Genomic DNA, 21,359 nt, shown 5'->3' with positions numbered 1-21,359 from the left:
AGAGCAGTCCAGCAATGAGGTGGTAAAGCCGCGTGACAGCGGCATGAACACTTTCAGTCGGCGCTAGATCGATCACCACTCCACGCTGATCGGTCTTGCTCGGGTTGGAGCAAAATTGATCGCTTCAGACAGGAGTGACGGGCCGCCCGGACCGGGCGGCCCGCAGGACTCGACGGTCTCCGCGCCGCCCTACCCGGCGTCCGCCTCCATGGCCCTTACCAGGCCGGCGGGCCGCATGTCCGTCCACTCCGCCTCGATCGCGTCGAGACATTCCTGTCGCGAACCCTCCGGGCCGCCGACGCTCCACCCGCTCGGAACCTCGATGTGCGCGGGCCACAACGAGTACTGCCCCTCGCCGTTCACCAGCGTCACGAACCGTCCCGACTCGTCATCGAAAGGATTGGTCACGACCGTCCCCCACTTGTTTTCCCACATGCCACCGCATGTTCCTCAGATAGATATATGCGGGCCCACCGCGCGGATTCACCGCACCCCCACCACCGAACCGTCCGCCCCTTCCGCGCGACCTCTGCCACATGGGACGGAGATACGTTACGCCTCGGGATACCGACGTGACGCCGATGGCCGATCGGTCTTCCGGCTTCGCCCGTTCACGTCAATCACCATAGATGACCTCACCCGACCGAAGAGACGAATTCGGCCCATTACTTATGGAGGCGCACGGCTGCGACGTGCGCGAAGGTCGGCCGGAGACATATGCCAGCGCCGCTCCCCAGGAAATATTCGGCCACCCGATGTCCCGATTGTGCATGTTTCGCTGAATACGACCCGCGCAAATCCGGATAACCACCGGCGTACGCCCCCTCATCACCGGGCACGTACTGATCGCGCCGCGCTCCCGTGCGCCGGGTGCGCGCCCCATACTCAAGCAATGGCCTATTTTGTCACGCAGCGTGATGTTCAGCTCGTGGGGTCCGTCCACCCGGCGGGAACGGCTTCTTTCGCATGCGGTACGAATGCCGTGTGACCGAAGAGAAGCCGCCCGCGACCGTTCGCGTGTTCATCGCCCTCGCCCCGCCCGACACGGCGAAGGACGAGCTGACGCGGGAGCTGCGCCCGGTCTACGACACGCATCCGCGGGTGCGGTGGAACCGTGTGGAGGACTGGCACATCACGCTGGCGTTCCTCGGGGAGCTCCCGGTGGCGACGGTTCCGCTGCTGCGTCCGCCGCTCGCCGCTCTCGCCGCGTCCCACCCCGCTCCCCGCCTGGCGCTGCACGGCGGCGGCACGTTCGACGATCGGGTGGCGTGGAGCGGGATCGCCGGGGACCTCGACGGACTGCACCGGCTCGCCGCCGGTGTGCGAACCGTGGTGGAGGACTGCGGTATCGCTCTGGAGGGCCGGCCGCTGCGCCCGCATCTGACCCTCGCGCGGGTCCGCCGCGGCGACCACACGTCGGCCGGGGAGATCGCGGCGCGACTCACGGACTTCCGCGGCCGGACGTGGCCCGCCGAGCGCCTGCACCTGGTGGGCAGCAACGCGGGGCGCAGCCCGGGGCAGATCCGCTACCGGGACATCGAGGCGTGGCCCCTCGGCACGGCGGAGCCCGACGCGGGGGCGTGAGGTCTCGGCAGGGCGTTACGCCAGCCTGCGCAGCGTGGGGCGTGGCTCCGTGTGTTGCTGGGGTTCGGGGGTACCCCTGTGGAACGGTGAGCTGACTTCGGCTCGCACCACACAGGCGGACGCCGCACAAGCGGAGAGGGATTGCACTGATGGGACACGGCGGAAATGTGATCGCGGAGCTCACCACGGACCACCGCGAGGTCGACGAACTGTTCGCGAGGATCGAGGCCCAGCCGGTCGGCGACGAGCAGCGCAGGAAGCTCGCCGACGAGCTGACGATCGAGCTGGTCCGTCATTCCGTGGCGGAGGAGATGCACCTGTACCCGGCGGTGCGCCGGTACGTGGACGACGGCGACGACATGGCCGACAAGGAGCTGGAGGATCACGCAAAGGTGGAACAGCACCTCAAGGACCTGGAGGGGCTGCCTGCGGACGACCCGCAGTTCGACCATCTGGTGGCGAAGCTGAAGCTGGAGGTCAGCGAGCACGTCCGCGACGAGGAGAACCGGCTGTTCCCGCTGCTCGCGGCAGCCGTCTCCCCGGAGACCCTGGACCAGCTGGGCGAGAAGATCCGTGCGGCGAAGAAGACCGCCCCCACCCGTCCGCACCCCTCCGCCCCCGACACCCCGCCCGGCAACAAGGTCCTCGGCCCCGGCGCCGGACTTGTCGACCGGGCCCGCGACCTGCTGACGGGCCGCGGCAAGGGCTGAGCGGTTTTCGGCGCCCCGGTCTTCAGCGGGCGCGGGCCGGGCCGAGGCGCAGGCGGTCGAGCAGGTCCGCGTGGTGCAGGCGGGCTATGGGCTCCAGCAGGTCGGGGTGGCGCAGCAGCGCGGTGGCCGCCAGGTCGTGCGCGTTCGGTTCGGTCAGGCGGCGGAACTCGGCGGGGCAGGCCATGGAGTGCTCGCTGCGGTCCAGCGCCTTCACCGCTTCCCTGGCCGCGTCCGGTGCGGTGAGCAGGTGGGCGGCCCAGCTGGCGACGACCTCGTCCACCCAGCCGCGCCAGACCAGGTCCTGCGGGCCGGTCGCCGAGAGGCCGGGGACGCCGGTGACCTCGTCGAGACGGGCCGATCCGCCGGGTCCGGTGAGGAGCACCAAGGCGGCGTCCAGGTCCGTGGGGTAGCGCAGCCAGGTGGCGACGGTGACGGCCTGGCGCGCCTGTGCCTCGGCCAGGGCGGCGGTGAGCGGTCCTCCGCCGGCGGGGAACGCGCGCGTCAGCCACTGGGTGGTGGCTGCGATGAGCGGGGAAAGGTCTGCGGGCATCGGGGCGTCCCCTCGGGTGCTGGATCGCCGTGCAGACTACTGCGCCGTCCCGTGCGCCCCGTATGACGCAGGGCACGTTGCGGCCGTGGTGTGCGTCATGGGCCCGCGCCGCCGAAGTGCCGGACCAGGAAGCAGCGGGCCGTCGGCCCGGAACGATTGGGAGAGCACACCATGACCCACCCCCGCCCCCTTCCCGGGCTGGACGAGTCCTTCTGGATGGACAGCACCGAGGCACCGGACCACCCGCGTCTGGCCTCGGACACGGATGCGGACGTCGTCGTCATCGGCGGCGGCATCGCGGGCCTGAGCACGGCGTGGGAGCTGAGCCGGACGGGGCGCAGCGTCGTGGTGCTGGAGGCGGACCGCATCGCCTCCGGGGTCACCGGCTACACCACGGCCAAGGTGTCGGCGCTCCAGTCCCTGGTGTACGAGCGGCTGCGGCGGACCAGGGGCGTGGACGCCACCCGGCTGTACGCGGCGTCGCAGCAGGATGCGGTGGACCGGGTGGCGGACATCGTCGAGGAGCTGCGGATCGCGTGCGACCTGGAGCGGGTGAGCGCGTACAGCTACGCGGCCGTGCCGGAGTCGCGCCCGTTGATCGAGGCGGAGGCGCGTGCCGCCGCGGAGGCGGGTCTCGATGTCGCGTACGTCTCCGGGACGGAGCTGCCGTTCGCGGTCGCCGGCGCGGTCCGGGCCGAGGGGCAGGCCCAGTTCCACCCGCGCAAGTACCTGCTGGCGCTGGCGGAGGACCTGGTGGCGCGCGGTGGCCGGATCTTCGAGCGCAGCCGGGTCACCGGCCTGACGGAGGGGACGCCCTGCCGGGTGACGTGCGAGTCGGGGCGGACCGTGACGGCCCGGGACGTGGTCGTGGCCACGCACTACCCGGTCTTCGACCGGGCGATGCTGTTCGCCCGGCTGTCGCCCCGGCGGGAACTGGTCGTCGCTGCGCCCATCGCGGCGGACCGGGCGCCGAAGGGCATGTACATCACCGAGGACGAGGGGAAGCGCTCGGTGCGCTCCACCCCGCTCGACGATGACCGGCGGCTGCTGATCGTGACCGGGGAGAGTTTCACGCCGGGCACCGGGGATCCCGCGGAGGGGTTCCGGCGGCTGGACGACTGGATGCACCAGCGGTTCACGGTGGAGCCCACGGCGTACCGGTGGGCGGCGCAGGACAACGATCCCAGCGATACGGTGCCGCTCATCGGGCCCTTCCACATCGGGGCCCGCCACACCTATGTGGCAACCGGTTTCGGCGGCTGGGGCATGACCGGCGGGGTGCTCGCCGGCCGGCTGCTGACCTCGCTGATCTCCGAGGGGACGCCGGCGCTGCCGTGGGCGGAGTTGTACGACCCGCGACGGCTGGGCAGCGCGGTCCGCGAGGCGGGGTCGCTGCTGGGCGCCCAGGCGGAGGTGGCGAAGCACTTCGTCGGCGACCGGCTGGGCGTGAGTCACCTGGACTCGGTGAGCCAGGTACCGCCCGGCACGGGGGCGGTGGTCCGGGTGAACGGTCGTCGCTGCGCGGTGTACCGGGAACAGGACGGCACGGTGCGTGCGGTGTCCGCGCGGTGTACGCATCTGGGATGCCTGGTGGCGTTCAACGAGGCGGAGACGGCGTGGGAGTGCCCGTGCCACGGTTCGAGGTTCGCCGTCGACGGCACGGTGCTCCAGGGGCCGGCGGTCCGGCCGCTGGAGGTGCTGGACCCGGGCAGCGAGGGGTGACCGGCCCTAGCGCCGGGCCATGTACAGCTGGAACGCCTTGTGCAGGACCTTGTTGAGGGGGAAGTCCCACTCGCCGACGTACTCCGCGGCCTGCCCGCCGGTGCCCACCTTGAAGCGGAGCAGGCCGAGCAGGTGGTTGCTCTCGTCGAGCGTGTCGGTGGTGCCCCGGAAGTCGTAGACGTGCGCGCCCAGGGCGTGGGCGTCGCGGATCATCTGCCACTGGATGGCGTTGTTGGGCTGCACCTCGCGCCTGCGGCTGGTGGAGGCGCCGTACGAGTACCAGACGTGCCCGCCGACGGTGAGCATGGTGGCGGCGGCCAGCACCTCCCCGTCGTGGGCGGCGAGGTAGAGCCGCATCCGGTCGGGGTCCTCCGCGGTGAGCGCCTTCCACATGCGCTGGAAGTACGCCAGGGGGCGGGGGATGAACCGGTCGCGTTCGGCGGTCTCGGTGTAGAGGGCGTAGAAGGTCTCCAGGTCGGCGTAGTCGCCCTGGACCACTTTGACGCCGGCCTTGTCCGCCTTCTTGATGTTGCGGCGCCAGAGCTGGTTGAAGCCGCTCAGGATCTCCTCGGGCGAGCGGTCCGCGAGGGGGAGCTGGAAGACGTAACGCGGCTGGCCGGCGGCGAAGCCCTCCTCGCTGTCGCCGCCGGACTGCCGCCAGCCCATAGTCCGCAGCCGGTCCATCAGCGCGAAGGCGCGGGGGTCCCGCTCCGTCGGCTCGACCTCGCCGAGGCGGTGCGCGTCCGGGTCCGCGACGGCTTCCTTCACGGTGGCCGCGTCCCAGCGGCGGGCCACGACGGGCGGGCCCATCCTGACGCTGAACGCGCCCTGGCCCTCGAGGTGTTCGAGGAGCGGAGTGAGCCACCGGCCGAGGTCGTCGTCGTACCAGTCGATGACCGGGCCCTCGGGCAGATAGGCGAGGGAGCGCTTGAGCTTCGGGAGCGGCCGGTGGAGGACCAGGGCCGTTCCGGTGATGCGGCCGGTCCCGTCGAACCAGCCGAGGCTCTCGGCCCGCCAGTCGGGTTTCACCTCGCCCCAGGAGGGGACCTGCATGTGGCTCGCCGACGGCAGGCTCTCGACGTACGCCGTGTGCTCGTCCCGGCTGATCGTCCTCAGGCGGAGATCCATCGGTCTGCTCCTCGTCCACGGGTCGTGATCCTCTGGCAGCGTAAGGGCGTTCGTCGCCGCCCACGACGCGAGCGGGCCGGGGCTCGGGCAGGGCCGGCCCGCCGTGTCAGCGCCGCGGCAGCAGTGACGCCGGTACGAGGCCGAGAGCGGCGAGGGCCGCGACCGCCGGCAGCGCCTGGCCCATGACGGGCCCCGGAACGGCGTGGGGCGATTGGGCCGGTGCGGTGAGAGGCATCAGCCCGGCGGCCACGGCGATCCCGAGCGTCGGGCCCACGTTCATGGCGGTCTGCTTGAGACCCCCGACCACCCCCGCGTAACCGGGCGGCGCGTCCCCGACGACCGTGCCGGTGGCGGTGACCATGACGGCGGTGAAGCCCGCGCCCAGTACGGCGAGGACCGGGCTCGTCTCCGCCCAGGAGGCCGCCGGGGACAGCCGGGAGAGACCGAGGACGGCGACGACGACGCATATCTGGCCCGTGATCGCGGTGCGGCGCGGTCCGTAGCGGGCAAGGGCGGCCGAGGCCACGGGCGCTCCGGCGATCATGAGCAGGGTCAGCGGCAGGCATCTCAGTCCGCAGGCGAGCGGGTCGAGGCCGAGGCCCTGTTGCAGGAAGAAGGTGACGACGAACAGCGCGCCGAACAACCCGCCGGAGGTGGTGAGCAGCAGCGCCATGGAGGCCATCACGGGCACCGAGCGTGTCACCGCACGGGGCACGACCGGCTGGGCGCTGCGGCATTCGTACGCGAGGAGCGCCGTCCCGAGCAGCAGGCTCAGCAGCAGCCCGAGCCCGGTCCGGGTGCCGGTCCAGCCCTGGTCCGGGATGCCGGCCAGGGTGTGGACGAGGACGGCGAGCGCGGCGGCCAGCAGGGCACCGGCGGCGAGGTCGAAGCGGCGGAACGCGGCGCGCGGCACGTCGGGGACGCGTACGGCGAGGGCGAGAGCGGCGATGGCGAGGGCGGCCGGGATGTTGATCAGGAACACCGCCGGCCAGCCCCAGTGCGTGACGAGCAGTCCCCCCATCACCGGGCCCGCCGCGGCGGCCGCCCCGATCGCGCTGGTGCGGAAGGCAACGGCCGCGCCGAGCCGGTCGGCCGGGTACACGAGCCGGAGCAGGGCGAGTGTCGCCGGTTGCAGGAGCGCGCCGAAGACGCCCTGGGCGGCGCGCAGAGCGATGACCCAGCCGATGCCCCGGGCGAGCCCGATGCCCGCCGACGCGGCGCCGAAGCCGAGCGCGCCCACGCACAGCAGCCGCCGGTGCCCGTAGCGGTCGCCGAGCCGCCCGGCGACGACGAGGAGGGCGGCGACCGCGAGCAGATAGCCGGTGCTCGTCCACTGGACCTGGGTGACGCTCGCCCCGAGATCGCGTCGCAGTTCCGGCTGTGCGACGAGCAGCACCGTGCCGTCCAGGGCCACGATCATCGCGCCCGCCACCGAGGCCAGGAGGGCGGCCCGGGGCCGCACAGCGGTGGCCGTCACGGTTGCACCCGCCCGAGATGGGCGTCGAGCACCGCCGTGACCAGCGGGTCCGGCCCGCCGCTCCCCTCGGGCAGCGCGGCGTGCAGGGCCAGAGGGAGGGCGCCGCTCGCCCGGAGTACGGCGATGCCGTGCAGGTTGGTCCACAGGGCCGCCGCGGTCACGGCCGGCGGCGGGGCGGACTCGTACGAGGGGCCGGCGCCGTGTGTCCTGTGGTGGGCCCGGTCGCGGGCGACGAGTTCGACGAGCTGCGCGAAGAGCGGGAGCGTCGAGTCACGCAGGCGTGAGGGGGGCGGCGCCCCGGGCCCCGCGTCCGGCTCCACGTCACCCGCATGGGCCTCGCTGTCGAGCAGGTCGTGGCGGAACATCAGCTCGAACATGCCGCCGTGCTCCCCCGCGTACTCCAGGAACGCGTCGGCGAGGGCCCTCAGCCGGGCACGCGGGGTCTGCCCGCCTTCCGTAGCCGCCGTCAGACGGGTCGCGAGGTCGGCGAAGCCCCGTCGGGCGATGGCGGAGAGCAGCGCGTGGTGTGTCGGGAAATAGCGGCGCGGAGCCCCGTGGGACACCCCGGCACGCCGGGCGATCTCGCGGAGGCCGAGCGAGGCCGAGCCGTCGGTCATGACGAGGTCGACGCCTGCGTCGATCAGGCGCTCCCGCAACGAATTCGAGTGATCCATAGACACTGTCTACCACGTGCCTGTAGACACTGTCTACCGCCTCGGTTCCCACGGCGCCCGCGCGGCACACGTCCCAATGCCCTCGCCCAAGATGCGGGGCCGGTGAGAGTGAGCAGACTGGGTGCCATGGCAGATCAGCGGCGCTCCCACGCCGGAACCACGAAAACGGCGACCACTCGTCGCGCCTCGTCAGCACGGGGCCCCGAGCACGCGGCCCGCGCTGCCTGCAAGAGCCTGGAGGGTCTCATCGACCACCACGCGGAGGGCGTGTCGGCGGTCCGGCGCACCGACGACGGCTGGTGCGTCGTCGTGGACGTTCTCGAAGTGCCCCGGATCCCGGACACCACGAGCCTCCTTGCCTCCTACGAGGTGCAGCTGGACCGGTCCGGTGAGCTCCTGGAATACCGCAGGGTCCGCCGGTACCGCCGGGGCGCCGCCGACGAGTGAGCGGCGCCCACTCCCCTGCCGGAAGGACATTCCATGACCGCGACCACCTACTCCGACGAAGTCGTCGCCTGCCCGCCGCGCGCCGGCACCCTGTACGACGTCCTGGAGCTGATCCTCGACCGGGGCATGGTGATCGATGTCTTCATCAGGGTCTCCCTGGTCGGCATCGAGATCCTCAAGATAGACGCGCGCATCGTCGTGGCCAGCGTGGACACGTATCTGCGGTTCGCCGAGGCGTGCAACCGGCTCGACCTGGAGCGGGACTCCGGCAGCACCACGGTTCCGGAGCTGATCGGCGGCGGTGCCGCCAAGTCGATCGGCAAGCGGAAGGTGCGCAGGGCGGCGGAGTCGGTGGGCGACACCGTACGCAAGGCGGTCGGCGGTGACGACGACGAGGAGCCGGAGGAGCGGCCGAAGAAGCGGCGCGCCCCGGCCCGCGGCAGCGAGAGCCGGCGCCGCCGTGTGGAGGCCTGAGCCGTGACAGCCGACGGCGTGTACGTCTACGCGATCACCCGGGCGGGCACCGCCCTCCCGGAGGGGCAGGGCGGTGTGGGCAGCCCGCCCGCACGTCTGCGGTCCGTCCGGCAGGGCCGGCTCGCGGCCGTGATCAGCGACGCTCCCCCGGATCTCCGCGCCCGCCGCCGCGATCTGCTGGCCCACCAGGACCTGCTGATGCGCCTCATGGACGAGGGACCCGTGCTGCCGATGCGCTTCGGCATGGTCGCACCCGGCGAGGACGCCGTACTGCGGCAGCTGGCGGCCGACGAGAGCGGGCACGCGGCGGCCCTGAAGCGGCTCGCGGGCTGCCACGAGATCAACCTCAAGGCGCTGGCGGCCGAGGACGCGCTCGCCGACGTCGTCGCCGAGGACGGCACCGTACGCAGGCTGCGGGATGCCGCGCGCCGGCGTCCGGGCTACGAGGCCAGTCTGCGGCTGGGCGAGGCGGTGGCCGCCGCCCTCGCGCGCCGGGCCTCCGACGCCGGGCGGCGGGTGCTGCGGGAGCTGACGCCGAGAGCGCGGGCCGTGGCGGCGGGCCCAGAGGTCCAGGGGTGTGCCCTCAACGTGTCGTTCCTGGTCGAGCGCGACGCCGGTGACGCGTTCCTGGCCGAGGCGCACCGGTTCGCGAGCGCCAACCGCGGCCATGTGGAGCTCCGGCTCGCCGGGCCACTGCCCTGCTACAGCTTCGTCGCCGCCGAGGCGCGCCCGGTGCCCGTGGGCGGTGGCTGAGATGGGCCTGATCACGGGTCTGCTGACGTTGCCCGTCGCACCCGTACGCGGAGTGGTCTGGGTGGCGGAGAAGCTTCAGGACGCCGCCGAGCGCGAGCTGCACGACCCACAGGTGCTCCGCGCTCAACTTGCAGAACTCAACCAGGAGTTGGAGGCAGGAGACATCACGATCGAGGAATTCGAACGGGAAGAGGAGCGACTGCTCGACCGGCTGCACGCCGTTCGGGCGGGCCGAGTGGCAAGCGATCGAAGGTGACGTGCTCATGGATGACGAGGCCAAGGTAGCGCTCGCAGCCGCGGTGGTCGGCGGCTACGTGCTGGGCCGGACCAAGAAGGGCCGGATGGCCCTGACCGTCGCTACGTACCTGGCAGGCAGACGGTTCGGGCTCGAACCCCGCCAGCTCGCCGCGGAGGGGATGCGCCGTCTCGGCGGTGTCCCTCAGGTCGCGGAGCTCCAGGAGCAGTTGCGGGGCGAGGTCATGGACGCGGGCCGCAAGGCCGTGACGGCTGCGGCCAACCGCGGCATGGCATCGCTGGCCGACGCGATCGGCGACCGCACCGCCCGGCTCGTCGAGGGCCCGCGCGACGACGACACGTATGAGGACGACGACGAGGACGGCGACTCCGACTACGAGGACGAGTACGGCGAGGACGAGGAGGACGAGGACGAGCCGGAGGGCGAGGACGACCAGTACGAGGACGAGGAAGAGCCCTGGGACGAGGACGAGGACGAGGAAGAAGACGAGGGCGAGGAAGAAGAGGAACCCGAACCGGAACCAGAACCGGAATCGCCGCCCGCTCGACGGTCAGGCGGAAGGAGCGGCGGAGCCGGCAAGGCACCGGCCAAGAAGACCGCCAAGAAGGCGGCGAAGAAGACCGCCCCCGCCAAGAAGGCCGCTCCGGCGAAGAAGCCGGCCCCTGCCAAGAAGTCCGCCGCGAAGAAGACGGCGACGAAGAAGACCGCCCCCGCCAAGAAGACGGCGGCCAAGAAGACGGCACCCGCGAAGAAGGCCGCGGCCAAGAAGACCGCTCCGGCGAAGAAGACCACCTCCAAGAAGACGTCGTCCTCGTCCAAGCGGACCGCTTCCAAGCGCACCGATCGTCGGAGGTAGCGAGTCATGGCCAGGACAGATCAGGACGAGCGCGCCGACGCGCCGGACGAGTCCGGGACACAGGAGTCGGGGGGACTGGACAGAATCCGCGAGGAGCTGTCGGGCTTCCTCAGCGCCAAGATGGAGGACCTGGCGGGGAAGGCGAGCGGCAAGCTGACGGACGTCGCGCAGCAGCTCACCGACTCCGCGGAGAACGGCGGCTCCCTGCCGGCCGTGGCCTCCCGCGTGCTCCAGGGCGAGTCCCCGCTGAAGTCGTTCGTCTCCGAGAAGGCCAAGGGCGTGAAGGACAACGTCACGGAGAAGGCCAAGGAGGCGTTCGGTGGCGGCAAGGGCAAGAGCAAGTCGAGCGGGGGCGGCAAGTCGATGAACATCGTCGAGGTGCTCGACGTCGGCGTGCCCCTGCGTACGGCGTACGACTACTGGACCCAGTACGACCGCTTCAGCAGCTTCGCCAAGGGCGTCCAGGACGTGTCGACGGAGGACGAGGCCACGAGCGACTGGAAGGTCAAGATCGGCCCTTCCTCGCGGAGCTTCAAGGCGACCGTGCAGGAGCAGGTCCCCGACGAGCGCATCGTCTGGACGTCCGAAGGCTCCAAGGGCACCACGCGAGGCGCCGTCAGCTTCCATGAACTGACACCGAACCTGACCCGCATCGTGCTGGTCGTCGAGTACTACCCGTCGGGGTTCTTCGAGAAGACGGGCAACCTCTGGCGCGCCCAGGGCCGCCGTATCCGCCTCGACTTCAAGCACTTCCAGCGGTACGTCACGCTCACCGACGAGGAGCCCGACGGCTGGCGCGGTGAGATCCGCGACGGCGAGGTCGTCGTCTCCCACGAGGACGCCGTGGCCGAGGAGGAGTCCGAGGGCGACGAGGAGGAGCCTGAGGACGACGAGGGCTACGACGGCGAGGACGAGGGGGACGAAGAGGACGACGAGGGCGACGGGGAGGACGACGAGGACGAGTGGGAGGACGACGAGGAACCGGAGGAAGAAGAGGAAGACGAGGAGGAACCCGAGGAGGAGGAAGAAGAAGAGGAGGAGCCCGCTTCCACCGGGCGGCGCGGGCGGAGGTCCCGGCGTGACTGATCTCGACTTCCGGCAGGAGGCGTACGCGCCGTCCGGCCCTCAGACGACGAACCTCGCCGACATCCTCGAACGCGTCCTGGACAAGGGCATCGTCATCGCCGGTGACATCAAGATCGACCTGCTGGACATCGAGCTGCTCACCATCCGGCTGCGTCTCTTCGTCGCCTCCGTCGACACGGCGAAGAAGGCCGGCATCGACTGGTGGGAGACCGATCCCGCGCTCAGTTCGCACGCGGCGCGCAACGCCCTCCAGGACGAGAACCGGGAGCTGCGCGCCCGTCTGGAAGCCCTGGAGTCGCGGTCGTCCGACGCGCCGGAACAGCAGGAGCAGGAGTCCGAAACGAACCCGTCGTCGCGGAGATGACCCGAGGAGAACCGAGTACATGACCGAGGACATCCCCGCACCCGCCGAAGCCGGCACCGAGGCCGTCTACGTCTATGCGGTGTGCCGTGCCGAGGAACCTCCGGACCTCACCGGACCGGCGGGCCTCTCGTGCGAGAGCCCACTGCGCCCGCTGGCCGTGGGCCCCGCGCTCACCGCGGTGGTGCAGACCGTGCGGGCGGCGGACTTCACCGACGAGGCGTGGCAGGCGCGGCTCGCGGACGAACCCGAGCTCGAACGGTACGCGCGGGCCCATCACGAGGTCGTGTGCGCGGTGGCCGCCCGCCTGCCGACGGTGCCGCTGCCGCTCGCCACGCTGTACCACGACGAGCAACGGGCCCGGGCCGCGCTGAGCCGCGAGTCGCGGCGGTTCCACGCCGCACTGGAGCGTACGGCGAACCACTCCGAGTGGGGCGTGAAGGTGTACGTGACCGACGCACCGGCCGGGCAGGCCGCCGGGGCCGCCCCGCAGCCGCCCGCTGCCGGGGCCGGGGCCGGCCGAGCCTATCTGGACCGGAAGCGGAGTCTGCGGGACCGGCGCGAACGGCAGCGCTCGGACGCACTGCGGATCGCCGACGCCGTGGACGCGGACGTCAGCGCTCTGGCCACCGCGTCGCGCAGACTGCCGCCGCACGGGGGACGCGCCCCGGAAGAGCGGCGCACGCAGGTGCTCAACGCCACCTATCTGGTGGCCGGGGAGCGCGCGGCGGAACTGGCGCGGCTGGCCCGGAACCTCCGCGAACGTACGGGGGCGCAGGTCGAGCTGTCGGGACCGTGGGTTCCGTACTCCTTCGTCGGCGAGGTGTAGGGGTGGAACGCGCCGTCGTGCCGTGGGACGGGCCCGAGCCGCTGAGCGGGCCGATCGGGGTGCCGCTGGTCGATCTGCTGGACCGGGTGCTGGCCACCGGGGTCGTGATCAGCGGGGACCTGGTCATCGCGATCGCCGACGTGCCTCTCGTACGGCTGTCGCTGCACGCGCTGCTGTCGTCGGTCAGCGAGCGTGTACCCGCGCCGTGGGCGGACGGGGGGCCGCTGTGACGGACGCGCGGGTCGATCTGGACTCCGACAAGGTGGGCAAGGACCTCGTCACGCTGGTGCTCACCGTGGTGGAGCTCCTGCGCCAGCTGATGGAACGGCAGGCGATCCGGCGCATCGACGAGGGGGATCTCACGGACGAGCAGACCGAGGAGATCGGTACGACGCTGATGCTCCTGGAGGAGCGGATGACGGAGCTCTGCGAGCAGCACGGCGTACGGCCCGAGGACCTGAACCTGGACCTCGGGCCGCTCGGGACGCTGCTGCCGCGGGACTGAGCACCGGCGGGTGTGCCCCCGGCGGGCGGCCACCCGAATGGCGGGGGCGCGGGAGCCGGAGGAGAGTGGAGAGGGGGCGGAACGCGGCGGATCGGCTTCGCCCGCCCGGCCCCCTCTCCCGACAAGCTTCCGTGTGAGGAACTCATGGCGACCAACGAAAGCGTCAGCGGCACCAAGCTCGAAGGCGGTGCGACGGGCGGCACGCGAGGGACGACGACCATCGCGGACAACGTGGTCTCGACGATCGCCGGCATCGCGGTACGAGAGACCGATGGCGTCTACTCCGTGGGCAAGGGTGCCTCCCGAGCACTCGGTGCCGTCAAGGACAGGGTCTCCCGCTCCAGCGACCCCGGGCGGGGCGTCAAGGTGGAGGTCGGCGAGAAGCAGACCGCCATCGACCTCGACATCGTCGTCGAGTACGGCGCCACCATCGTGGAGACCGCACGCACCATCCGTACGAACGTCACGGAGGCCGTCCAGACGATGACCGGCCTCGAAGTGGTCGAGATCAACATCAACGTCACGGACGTGCATGTGCCGGGTGACGACGACGAGGACGAGGACCAGGACGAGACGTCCGGCAAGCGGGTCCGCTGACCCGGGTGAACTCCGGCGGTCTCAGTCCTCGGTGAGGATGCCCTCCCGGAGCTTGCCGAGTATGCGGGCGATCAGCCGCGAGACGTGCATCTGGGACAGGCCGAGACGTTCCCCTATCTGGGACTGCGTCATCTCCTCCCCGAAGCGCATCTGGACGATGGCGCGTTCTCGTTCGTCGAGCGTCTCCAGCAGGGGCGCCAGGGCGTGCAGGTTCTCGACCAGTTCGATCCCGGGGTCGCATTCACCGGTGATGTCCGCGTGGGTGCGGTTCACCCCACTGGGACTGTCCGACTCCGCACCGTCCAGGGGCACGTCGAGCGAGTGCGCCGTGTAGCCGTTGGAGGCGACCAGGCCCTCGATGACGTCCTCCTCGCTGATGCCGAGGCGTGCGGCCAGTTCGGCGACCGTGGCTTCCCGGCCGAGCGTGGTGGCCAGCTCCTCCTTGGCCTTGGCGAGGGTCACCCGCAGTTCCTGAAGGCGCCTCGGCACGTGGACGGACCAAGTGGTGTCCCGGAAGAACCGCTTGATCTCGCCGACGATGTAGGGAATCGCGAACGAGGTGAACTCGACTTCCCGGGTGAGTTCGAAACGGTCGATGGCCTTGATCAGCCCGATGGTGCCCACCTGGATGATGTCTTCCATCTGCCCGTTGCCGCGGTTGCGGTAGCGGGCGGCCGCGAAGTGCACCAGGGTGAGGTTCATTTCGATGAGCGTGTTGCGGGCGTACTGGTACTCCGCAGTGCCTTCTTCGAGGGTCTGCAACCGGTCGAAGAACAGTTTGCTGAGTGCTCGCGCGTCCTTGGGCGCGACCTTCAGCGGATCGGCGATCTCCGGGAGTGCCGTCGGCACACCTGTTGCGGTCCCCGCGACCTGCACAGATTCGGTTGTCGGCATCGCGATCATTCCCCTTCCGTCGGACAGCGACTGCTTACGCATCCGCGAAGCTGCGACTACCCGGAGCCATGCAGTCCACACACGGCCGCGCGGCAAAAGTTGTCGCGCGGCAAAAGTTCTGCCGCCGGCGCGCCCTGACGCGGCGGCCGCAACGGCGGGAAGGGGACGCGGTCAGCGCGGAGGGTAGGGCGCGCCGGCCAGCGCCCGGGCGAGGTGTGCGGCGTTGACGGCCATCGAGTGGGTGGTGGACCTGACGGCCTCGGGCGTCTCCTCCAGGTCCTGGTAGTCGGTGCCGTGCTGGGCCTCTCCAACCCAGTAGCTCACCGCGCCGGGCGCCAGGGTGAAGCCCAGGTCGTTGAGGCCCTGGAAGGCGTCGGCGCTCACCTTGTGGGCGCCGTCCTCGTTGCCGACGACGGCCACCATGGCGACCTTGCCGTAGGTCAACTGCCTTCCTTCGTCGTCGGTCTCGGAGATGTCCGCGTTCAGCCGCTCCAGCACCCGCTGGCACAGGCTGGACGGATGCCCCAGCCAGATGGGGGTGGCCAGCAGCAGGATGTCCGCCGCCATCACCTTCTCGCGTAGCCGGGGCCACTCGTCCCCGTCACCCATGTCCTGGGCGATCCCGGGCTTCACGTCGTGGTCGGCGATCCGCACGGTCTCCCCCCGCACGTTCAGGTCCGAGAGTTCGGCCATGATCTGGTCGGCGAGGAGCTGGCTGCTCGACGGCTTGGGCGACGGGGAGAGGGTGCAGACGAGCGCGAGTGCTCGGGTCATGGAAGGGCTCCTCAGGGTGGTGCGGTCGTTGCGCGAGGTGCGGCCGGGGGCGCTCCTCGGACGCCCGGTCCGGCGCCCTCTCCACTATGGCTCCCGCCCGTGGAGTGCGCCCGGTACAACGGGCTGCGGTATCGCCTTCCCGCCCTTCTCCGAGAAAGTCGTGAACCCGGCAGGAATACTGGGCAGGGGCGGGGGCATCCGATGCTTCGGAGGTTGATACCCATGGTTCCGATCATTCTGGTTCTTCTGCTTGCACTCATTCTCTTCGGGGCGGGTTTCGCCCTGAAGGCCCTGTGGTGGATAGCCATCGCCGTACTTGTGGTGTGGCTGCTCGGTTTCGTCGTCCGCCCGGCGGGCGGCGGCGGAAAGCGTGGCCGCTGGTACCGCTGGTAATTGATCGACCCGGACCAACAGAATGGGAGGTCCCGGCACCTGCGCCGGGACCTCCCATTTTTCTTTTCAATTCCCGTGTGTACGGCTCGCGATGAGGGGCACGCGGAGTTCCGAGAAACAGTGGATCACGACGAAGGAGCGTTTTATGAGTGACAACATCTGGGGCTACCAGCCGACCGCCGGCCACATCGCCGGGACCGACCTGATCGGCTTCAAGGTGGAGGCCGCCGACGGGAGCATCGGCAAGGTCGACAAGCACTCGGACGAAGTCGACTCCTCGTACCTCGTGGTGGATACCGGTGTCTGGATTTTCGGCAAGCACGTCCTGCTGCCGGCCGGCACCGTGCGCAGCGTCGACGCGGACGAGCGCAAGATCTTCGTCGACCTCACCAAGGAGCAGATCAAGGATTCGCCCGAGTTCGACAAGGACAAGCACACGAACGACCCGGGATATCACGAGCAGATCGGCGGCTACTACCACGGCCACCGTCGCGCCTGATCCACACAGCGTGAAAGGAGGGCCGCCCGGGAATTCCCGGGCGGCCCTCCTTTCTTTCTTCCTTGCGGCACCCTCGGACCGGGCGGGCCGGGCCGGTCAGCCGAATGGCTCGCCCGACTGGCGGGCGGGGGCGGGAGGGCTGTTGGCTTTCCTCAGTGCGCACACACATCTGCCGGACGGGTGATAACCCTGATGAACAACTCCCCCACCAGTGAAGGTGAGCGGTTCCTACACGGGTTCATGGCCGAGGTGCACGCCACGGCACCGACCGATATTCCCGCTCTGGTCAACCGGTACGCGGGGCTGCTGGGTCTGCGCAGGGTCGAGATCTACATCGTCGACCTTCAGCAGCAATGCCTGTCCCCGCTCTCGGGGGAGGCCCAGCTCCGGGTGGACGCCTCCTTGGCCGGTTCGGCTTTCCGCTCACTGGCGTTGCGCGTCGAGACGACCGACACCGAGACGCTGATCGCCTGGCTGCCGCTGGTGGACGGGGTGGAACGGCTGGGAGTCATCGGCGTCCAGGTCGACGCGCTGGACAGGACCGCGCTGGAGCGGTGCCGGAGCCTGGCGTCCGTCCTGGCGATGGCCATCACGTCCAAGCGCGCGTTCAGCGACCGGTTCGTGCAGCGGGCCAGGACCGAGACCATGACGCTCCCCGCCGAGATGGTCCGGGCCCTGCTGCCGCCGCGTGCGGTCGGTGAGGAGCGCGCGTTGTCCACCGCCGTGCTGGAGCCGGCGTACGAGCTGGGCGGCGACGCCTTCGACCACTCGCTCACCGAGTCGACGCTGCACGCCGTGATCCTCGACGCGATGGGCCACAACCTGGCGTCCGGGATGACCAGCGCCCTCGCGATGGCCGGCTGCCGGAGTTCCCGCCGCAAGGGGTCGGGGCTGCGGGAACTCGTCAAGACCGTCGACGACGTCCTGGCCGAGTGGCTGCCCGACCAGTTCTGTACCGGCATCGCCGCGCAGCTGGACATGTCCAGTGGGATCCTGAGCTGGATCAACTGCGGCCACCCGCCGCCGCTGCTGATCCGGAACAACCGAGTCCTGGACAACGCGCTCGCCCGCCCCAGCGAGCCGCCCATGGGCACCCCGGGAGTGATCGGCGAGGCGGAACGGGTGCTCCACGAGGTGCCCCTGGAACCGGGGGACCGCGTGCTGCTGTACACCGACGGCGTGACAGAGGCCCGGATGGCGGACGGCAGCCAGTTCGGTCTGAACCGGTTCACGACGTCGATCATCCGGGCCACCGCTGCCGGAGAGCCCGCTTCGGAGGCTCTCCGGCAGCTCATCCACAACATCCGGGAGTATCAGCACGACCGGCTGAGCGACGACGCCACGATCATGATGCTGGAGTGGCGCCCCAGCCCGCCGTCGGCCTGAGGCCGGCGCTCAGAGGCTCGCCCGCGGCACGCTCTCGTTCCAGGTGCGGGAGAAGACCCGGCGGCCGTCCTCGTAGCCGTCGAGGGTGGCGTCCACGTGGAACGCGGTGTCGTCGGAGGTCATCATGGTGCGGGTCTCCACGCGTACGTCCCAGCCGGGGCGCCGGAACCGCATGGTCCAGGCGGACTCGCCGCTGACCGAGCCGAAGTCGTCCGCGACGGAGGTGTACCTCTCGCAGGCCCGCAGGCCGACCTCGATGCCATTGTCCTCGAACCGCTGGAGTCCCCGGTCCTTCGCGATGTCGAGCGCGGAGTGGTAGTCGACCAGGTTCCTCGTCACCCTCCACGCCTGTTCGGGTTCGGTGAGCTGGGTGACGTCGGGGGGTGGGCATCCCTCCGGCTCGCCGAACGGAACCGGAGGCATCTCGTCGGGCGCCTCGGCGGGCCGCACGGGCAGCGTGAGGCGGCTGCCGCTCTCGTACACGCTCAGGCAGACGGGCGCGGCGGCGGGCCAGACCAGCGGCCAGTACGAGGTGGAGAGCGAGAGCCGGATGCGGTGACCGGCCGGGAAGACCTGGGCGACACCGTTGAGGGGAACCCGTACGGGGTATGCCTCGCCGGGCTCCAGGGGTTCGGGCCGGTCGGCGCCGGAGCGGTGGGCGAGGTTGAGCACCCCGTAGGTGACCCGGGTGGCCCGGCCGTCGGGTGCCACGTCGGACAGGCGCACCGCCACCTGGCCGGTCTCGCGGGAGGAGGAGACCAGCAGGTCCACCGAGGGGGCGCCGAGGATCTCGACGCGTTCCTCCAGCGGATCGGTCTCGAAGACCAGCGAGCCGCCGTCCTCCTCGCGCTGGTCGTAGGGCAGGTCCGGCGGGGCGTTGTACGAGGCCCACTTGCCGGCGAACTGACCTACGGACAGGGGAGATTGCACGGTGTGGACGCGCTCCACCCCGGGCTGGGCAGCCGGCGCCCCGTCGCCGCGGACGATGCGGTGGTCGCGGAGGGGGTGGGGCACCTCCGCGATGTGCGGGGAGGGCCAGCTCGGCTCCCCCACCCACCGGCCGGGACGCTCCTGGTAGGAGGTGGACGGGGGCACGCTCTCCTGCATCCAGGCGCGGATCATGGGGCCTTCCATGACGCCGTTCTCGACGCCCTTGAGCCAGTGGTCCCACCAGCGGACGACCTCCTGGAGGTACCCGATGGCCGGGCCGGGCTCGCCGAGGTGGGGCAGCTTGTGCGACCAGGGCCCGATGAGTCCCTTACGGGGGACGTCGACGCGGCTCAGGAGCCGGGTGACGGCGTTGGAGTAGCCGTCCGCCCAGCCGCTGGAGGCCAGTACGGGGCACCGCAGCGCCTGGTAGTCCTCACTGAGCGAGGCGTGCCGCCAGTAGTCGTCGCGTTCCTGGTGGCGCAGCCATTCGAGGACCCAGGGGCGGGCGGAGTCCAGACGTTCGTGCCACATGTCCCGCCAGCGGTCGCCGACGGCGGCGGGGTCGGGCGGGCAGGTGGAGTAGGCGAACATGGTGCCCGCCTCTGCCAGGTTGTCGGAGAGCATCGCGCCGCCGACGTAGTGCATGTCGTCCGCGTACCGGTCGTCCGTGAAGGACGCGATGACAATGGCGCCCAGGCTCGGCGGCCGGCGGGCGGCGACCTGGAGTGCGGCGAACCCGCCCCAGGAGATGCCCATCATGCCGGTGTGGCCGTCGCACCAGGGCTGTGCCGCCAGCCAGGCGAGCACTTCCTCGGCGTCGCGCTGTTCCCGTTCCAGGTACTCGTCGAGCAGGACGCCCTCGGATTCACCGGTCCCCCGCAGGTCCACGCGTACACAGGCGTAGCCGTGGCCCGCGATGTACGGGTGGTGGATGGCGTCGCGGGTGGAGGTCAGGTCGTTCTTGCGGTAGGGGATCGCCTCCAGGATCGCCGGGACCGGTTGGCGGTCGGAGGTGGTGGGGCGCCAGATCCTCGCCGACAGCCGGACCCCGTCCGACATGGTGATGGTGACGTGGTCCTCTTGGCTTACCTCGTACGGCAGTCGGTCGACGTGTCGCATACTCGTGCTCTGCTCCTTCCTCTTCACGGCCGGGTTCAGGACGCCTTGACGTCGCGGCCGCCCGGTGCGGTGTCGTCGAAGCTGAGGCCGAGCGCCGCGACGCACTGGTCGAACTTGCGCCGCAGGCCCTCCTCGTCGTCCGCGCCGGTGAAGATGTGGGCGATCTCGTAGCTGTAGCTGTCCTGCCCCGGCACGGTGGACAGTTTCTGTCCCTCCGAGGGAACCATGTCGATGCGGACGCCGGGTATCTCGCGTTCGATGGCGGCGAGCTCCTCGGGGGTGGGCACCTCGCGTACGGTGCCTTCGCCGAACCAGCGGTAGTACCACTTGGCGGCCATGCGGTACGGGCCGTCGCCGCCGGGCACGACGGGGTCCTCGTCGAGGGCGAGGCGGATCATACGGTGGTGGTTGGGGACGCCGTCGACGTACTGGAAGAGTTCCGCGTGGGACTGGGAGTGCCGGGGGTTGATCTCCAGCAGGCTGACCTCGCCGGTCTTCGGGTCGTAGAAGTACTCGATGCTGAAGGTGGCGGCGTCCATGCCGATCTGCCGGATGGTCCGCTCGCTCACGTCGTGCAGCCGGTGGACGACTGCCGGGGGCAGGGTGCTCGGGTACTGGTGGCGCAGGAAGCAGGGCGAATCGGGGTAGTTGATGGAGTCGAGCACCCCGTAGACGGTCACCTCGCCGTTGTTCGCGTAGCCCTCGACGGCGACCTGGATGCCGGTCATGGCCTCCTCGGCGAGGCAGACCTGTCCGCCGACACCCTCCATCTCCGGCGGGAGGTCGAGGAGTTCGAGCACGGCGTCGAAGGGCTTGCCGACCCGGCCGATGCCCTTGCGTATGGTCTCGACGGCGGTGCGGAACTCCTCCATGTCCTCGACTCCGTAGGCGAGTTCCGAGGAGTACGCGAGGGCGGGCTTGACCCACATGGGGAAGCTCACGCCCTCCGGCGGCTGCGGGTCGTCGCTGTCGAGGTCGACGCGGCCGAAGGCGGGCAGGGCGTCAACGGCCTTCCGCTGTTCCAGCCGGCTCCAGTACTTGTGCTCGCACTTGACGACGGATTCGAGGCTGGTGGTGCGGGTGCCGTACTCGCGGCCGAGCATCGGTACGAGGGTGCTGACGGGGAAGTCCCAGTAGCCGACGATCGCGTCGATGCTGCCCTCGTGCGCGTCGAGGACCGCGCGCGCCCGGTCCATCAGGTCGTCGACGGACACCTCGCCACCCTGCAACTCCTCGATGCTCAGCAGGGGGTGGAAGTGGCAGGCGTCCGCGTCGGGGACGGCGTTCAGGGTCGGCAGGTTCGCCTCGTCGAGGCCGATGACGAAGATGTTCTTGCGCTGTGGCGACACGCGTCG

At 70.6% G+C, this 21,359-nt stretch carries 26 protein-coding genes; 17 read left to right on the top strand and 9 right to left on the bottom strand.

Annotation, left to right across the window (positions count from 1 at the left end):
• Nucleotides 1-189: 189 nt before the first annotated feature.
• Nucleotides 190-408, bottom strand: coding sequence for an MbtH family protein (locus BLW14_RS30195; protein ID WP_026243230.1), 219 nt, complete (start codon nucleotides 406-408; stop codon nucleotides 190-192).
• A 558-nt stretch (nucleotides 409-966) separates the two neighbouring features.
• On the opposite strand from BLW14_RS30195, the gene thpR reads away from it, so the two are divergent.
• Both thpR and BLW14_RS30185 read left to right on the top strand, forming a co-directional pair.
• Nucleotides 967-1,584, top strand: coding sequence for an RNA 2',3'-cyclic phosphodiesterase (thpR, locus tag BLW14_RS30190; protein WP_093710281.1), 618 nt, complete (start codon nucleotides 967-969; stop codon nucleotides 1,582-1,584).
• A 149-nt stretch (nucleotides 1,585-1,733) separates the two neighbouring features.
• Nucleotides 1,734-2,294 carry a hemerythrin domain-containing protein gene (locus tag BLW14_RS30185; protein WP_093710280.1) on the top strand — a complete coding sequence of 187 codons (561 nt, stop codon included), beginning with the start codon at nucleotides 1,734-1,736 and terminating at the stop codon, nucleotides 2,292-2,294.
• 22 nt (nucleotides 2,295-2,316) lie between these two features.
• On the opposite strand, the gene BLW14_RS30180 is transcribed toward BLW14_RS30185, so the two are convergent.
• Nucleotides 2,317-2,844: a hypothetical protein gene (locus BLW14_RS30180; protein ID WP_093710279.1), complete on the bottom strand. Its 528-nt coding sequence runs from the start codon at nucleotides 2,842-2,844 to the stop codon at nucleotides 2,317-2,319.
• Nucleotides 2,845-3,015: 171 nt separating this feature from the next.
• On the opposite strand from BLW14_RS30180, the gene BLW14_RS30175 reads away from it, so the two are divergent.
• Nucleotides 3,016-4,566 carry an FAD-dependent oxidoreductase gene (locus tag BLW14_RS30175; protein WP_093710278.1) on the top strand — a complete coding sequence of 517 codons (1,551 nt, stop codon included), beginning with the start codon at nucleotides 3,016-3,018 and terminating at the stop codon, nucleotides 4,564-4,566.
• Nucleotides 4,567-4,572: 6 nt separating this feature from the next.
• On the opposite strand, the gene BLW14_RS30170 is transcribed toward BLW14_RS30175, so the two are convergent.
• The 3 genes from BLW14_RS30170 to BLW14_RS30160 all read right to left on the bottom strand — a co-directional run bounded on the left by BLW14_RS30170 (nucleotide 4,573) and on the right by BLW14_RS30160 (nucleotide 7,845).
• On the bottom strand, nucleotides 4,573-5,694 hold the full coding sequence (locus BLW14_RS30170; protein ID WP_093710277.1) for a lipid II:glycine glycyltransferase FemX: 1,122 nt from the start codon (nucleotides 5,692-5,694) through the stop codon (nucleotides 4,573-4,575).
• Nucleotides 5,695-5,800: 106 nt separating this feature from the next.
• Nucleotides 5,801-7,171 (bottom strand): MFS transporter, encoded by a 1,371-nt coding sequence (locus BLW14_RS30165; protein ID WP_093710276.1) that lies wholly within the window; start codon nucleotides 7,169-7,171, stop codon nucleotides 5,801-5,803.
• A complete protein-coding gene (locus BLW14_RS30160) occupies nucleotides 7,168-7,845 on the bottom strand; it encodes a TetR/AcrR family transcriptional regulator (RefSeq protein WP_093710275.1) in 678 nt (225 codons plus the stop codon). Before BLW14_RS30160 ends, BLW14_RS30165 begins: the two co-directional genes overlap by 4 nt.
• 126 nt (nucleotides 7,846-7,971) lie before the next feature.
• On the opposite strand from BLW14_RS30160, the gene BLW14_RS30155 reads away from it, so the two are divergent.
• The 11 genes from BLW14_RS30155 to BLW14_RS30105 all read left to right on the top strand — a co-directional run bounded on the left by BLW14_RS30155 (nucleotide 7,972) and on the right by BLW14_RS30105 (nucleotide 14,009).
• Complete coding sequence (locus BLW14_RS30155; RefSeq protein ID WP_093710274.1) at nucleotides 7,972-8,292, top strand: gas vesicle protein GvpO; 321 nt, start codon at nucleotides 7,972-7,974, stop codon at nucleotides 8,290-8,292.
• 33 nt (nucleotides 8,293-8,325) lie between these two features.
• The gene (locus BLW14_RS30150) at nucleotides 8,326-8,766 is read left to right on the top strand and encodes a gas vesicle structural protein GvpA (protein WP_093710273.1); all 441 of its coding nucleotides are present in this window, start codon (nucleotides 8,326-8,328) and stop codon (nucleotides 8,764-8,766) included.
• Between the two features lie 3 nt (nucleotides 8,767-8,769).
• Complete coding sequence (locus tag BLW14_RS30145; protein WP_093710272.1) at nucleotides 8,770-9,519, top strand: GvpL/GvpF family gas vesicle protein; 750 nt, start codon at nucleotides 8,770-8,772, stop codon at nucleotides 9,517-9,519.
• Nucleotide 9,520: 1 nt separating this feature from the next.
• Complete coding sequence (locus BLW14_RS30140) at nucleotides 9,521-9,775, top strand: gas vesicle protein GvpG (protein WP_093710271.1); 255 nt, start codon at nucleotides 9,521-9,523, stop codon at nucleotides 9,773-9,775.
• Nucleotides 9,776-9,782: 7 nt separating this feature from the next.
• Nucleotides 9,783-10,631 carry a histone protein gene (locus BLW14_RS30135; RefSeq protein WP_093710895.1) on the top strand — a complete coding sequence of 283 codons (849 nt, stop codon included), beginning with the start codon at nucleotides 9,783-9,785 and terminating at the stop codon, nucleotides 10,629-10,631.
• A gap of 6 nt (nucleotides 10,632-10,637) precedes the next feature.
• Complete coding sequence (locus BLW14_RS30130) at nucleotides 10,638-11,717, top strand: SRPBCC family protein (RefSeq protein WP_093710270.1); 1,080 nt, start codon at nucleotides 10,638-10,640, stop codon at nucleotides 11,715-11,717.
• Nucleotides 11,710-12,081 (top strand): gas vesicle protein, encoded by a 372-nt coding sequence (locus tag BLW14_RS30125; RefSeq protein ID WP_093710269.1) that lies wholly within the window; start codon nucleotides 11,710-11,712, stop codon nucleotides 12,079-12,081. The genes BLW14_RS30130 and BLW14_RS30125 overlap by 8 nt, the downstream gene beginning before the upstream one ends.
• Before the next feature lie 19 nt (nucleotides 12,082-12,100).
• A complete protein-coding gene (locus BLW14_RS30120) occupies nucleotides 12,101-12,907 on the top strand; it encodes a GvpL/GvpF family gas vesicle protein (protein ID WP_093710268.1) in 807 nt (268 codons plus the stop codon).
• A 2-nt stretch (nucleotides 12,908-12,909) separates the two neighbouring features.
• The gene (locus BLW14_RS30115; protein WP_018524463.1) at nucleotides 12,910-13,137 is read left to right on the top strand and encodes a gas vesicle protein; all 228 of its coding nucleotides are present in this window, start codon (nucleotides 12,910-12,912) and stop codon (nucleotides 13,135-13,137) included.
• Nucleotides 13,134-13,412, top strand: coding sequence for a gas vesicle protein K (locus tag BLW14_RS30110; RefSeq protein WP_093710267.1), 279 nt, complete (start codon nucleotides 13,134-13,136; stop codon nucleotides 13,410-13,412). The genes BLW14_RS30115 and BLW14_RS30110 overlap by 4 nt, the downstream gene beginning before the upstream one ends.
• A 144-nt stretch (nucleotides 13,413-13,556) precedes the next feature.
• Nucleotides 13,557-14,009, top strand: coding sequence for an Asp23/Gls24 family envelope stress response protein (locus tag BLW14_RS30105; RefSeq protein ID WP_093710266.1), 453 nt, complete (start codon nucleotides 13,557-13,559; stop codon nucleotides 14,007-14,009).
• 21 nt (nucleotides 14,010-14,030) lie between these two features.
• Here the strand turns inward: BLW14_RS30105 and BLW14_RS30100 are convergent, their stop codons facing one another.
• Nucleotides 14,031-14,912, bottom strand: coding sequence for an RNA polymerase sigma factor SigF (locus tag BLW14_RS30100; RefSeq protein WP_093710265.1), 882 nt, complete (start codon nucleotides 14,910-14,912; stop codon nucleotides 14,031-14,033).
• 162 nt (nucleotides 14,913-15,074) lie between these two features.
• Nucleotides 15,075-15,677: a flavodoxin family protein gene (locus tag BLW14_RS30095; RefSeq protein ID WP_093710264.1), complete on the bottom strand. Its 603-nt coding sequence runs from the start codon at nucleotides 15,675-15,677 to the stop codon at nucleotides 15,075-15,077.
• A gap of 222 nt (nucleotides 15,678-15,899) precedes the next feature.
• Between BLW14_RS30095 and BLW14_RS30090 the strand changes: the two genes are divergently transcribed.
• From BLW14_RS30090 to BLW14_RS30080, 3 genes are all read left to right on the top strand, one after another.
• The gene (locus tag BLW14_RS30090) at nucleotides 15,900-16,070 is read left to right on the top strand and encodes a hypothetical protein (protein WP_018550762.1); all 171 of its coding nucleotides are present in this window, start codon (nucleotides 15,900-15,902) and stop codon (nucleotides 16,068-16,070) included.
• 145 nt (nucleotides 16,071-16,215) lie between these two features.
• On the top strand, nucleotides 16,216-16,569 hold the full coding sequence (locus tag BLW14_RS30085; RefSeq protein ID WP_093710263.1) for a PRC-barrel domain-containing protein: 354 nt from the start codon (nucleotides 16,216-16,218) through the stop codon (nucleotides 16,567-16,569).
• Between the two features lie 192 nt (nucleotides 16,570-16,761).
• Nucleotides 16,762-17,955, top strand: coding sequence for a PP2C family protein-serine/threonine phosphatase (locus BLW14_RS30080; RefSeq protein WP_093710262.1), 1,194 nt, complete (start codon nucleotides 16,762-16,764; stop codon nucleotides 17,953-17,955).
• A 9-nt stretch (nucleotides 17,956-17,964) separates the two neighbouring features.
• Here the strand turns inward: BLW14_RS30080 and BLW14_RS30075 are convergent, their stop codons facing one another.
• Together BLW14_RS30075 and BLW14_RS30070 are read right to left on the bottom strand one after the other, a co-directional pair.
• Nucleotides 17,965-20,004 (bottom strand): CocE/NonD family hydrolase, encoded by a 2,040-nt coding sequence (locus BLW14_RS30075; RefSeq protein WP_093710261.1) that lies wholly within the window; start codon nucleotides 20,002-20,004, stop codon nucleotides 17,965-17,967.
• A 35-nt stretch (nucleotides 20,005-20,039) separates the two neighbouring features.
• Nucleotides 20,040-21,353: an ATP-grasp domain-containing protein gene (locus tag BLW14_RS30070; RefSeq protein WP_093710260.1), complete on the bottom strand. Its 1,314-nt coding sequence runs from the start codon at nucleotides 21,351-21,353 to the stop codon at nucleotides 20,040-20,042.
• Between the last annotated feature and the right edge of the window lie 6 nt (nucleotides 21,354-21,359).

Source organism: Streptomyces sp. 2131.1 (genome assembly GCF_900105515.1).
Lineage (GTDB): Bacteria > Actinomycetota > Actinomycetes > Streptomycetales > Streptomycetaceae > Streptomyces > Streptomyces drozdowiczii.
Note: the sequence above shows the minus strand (reverse complement) of the source record. Positions and strands in the feature narration are given on the sequence as shown.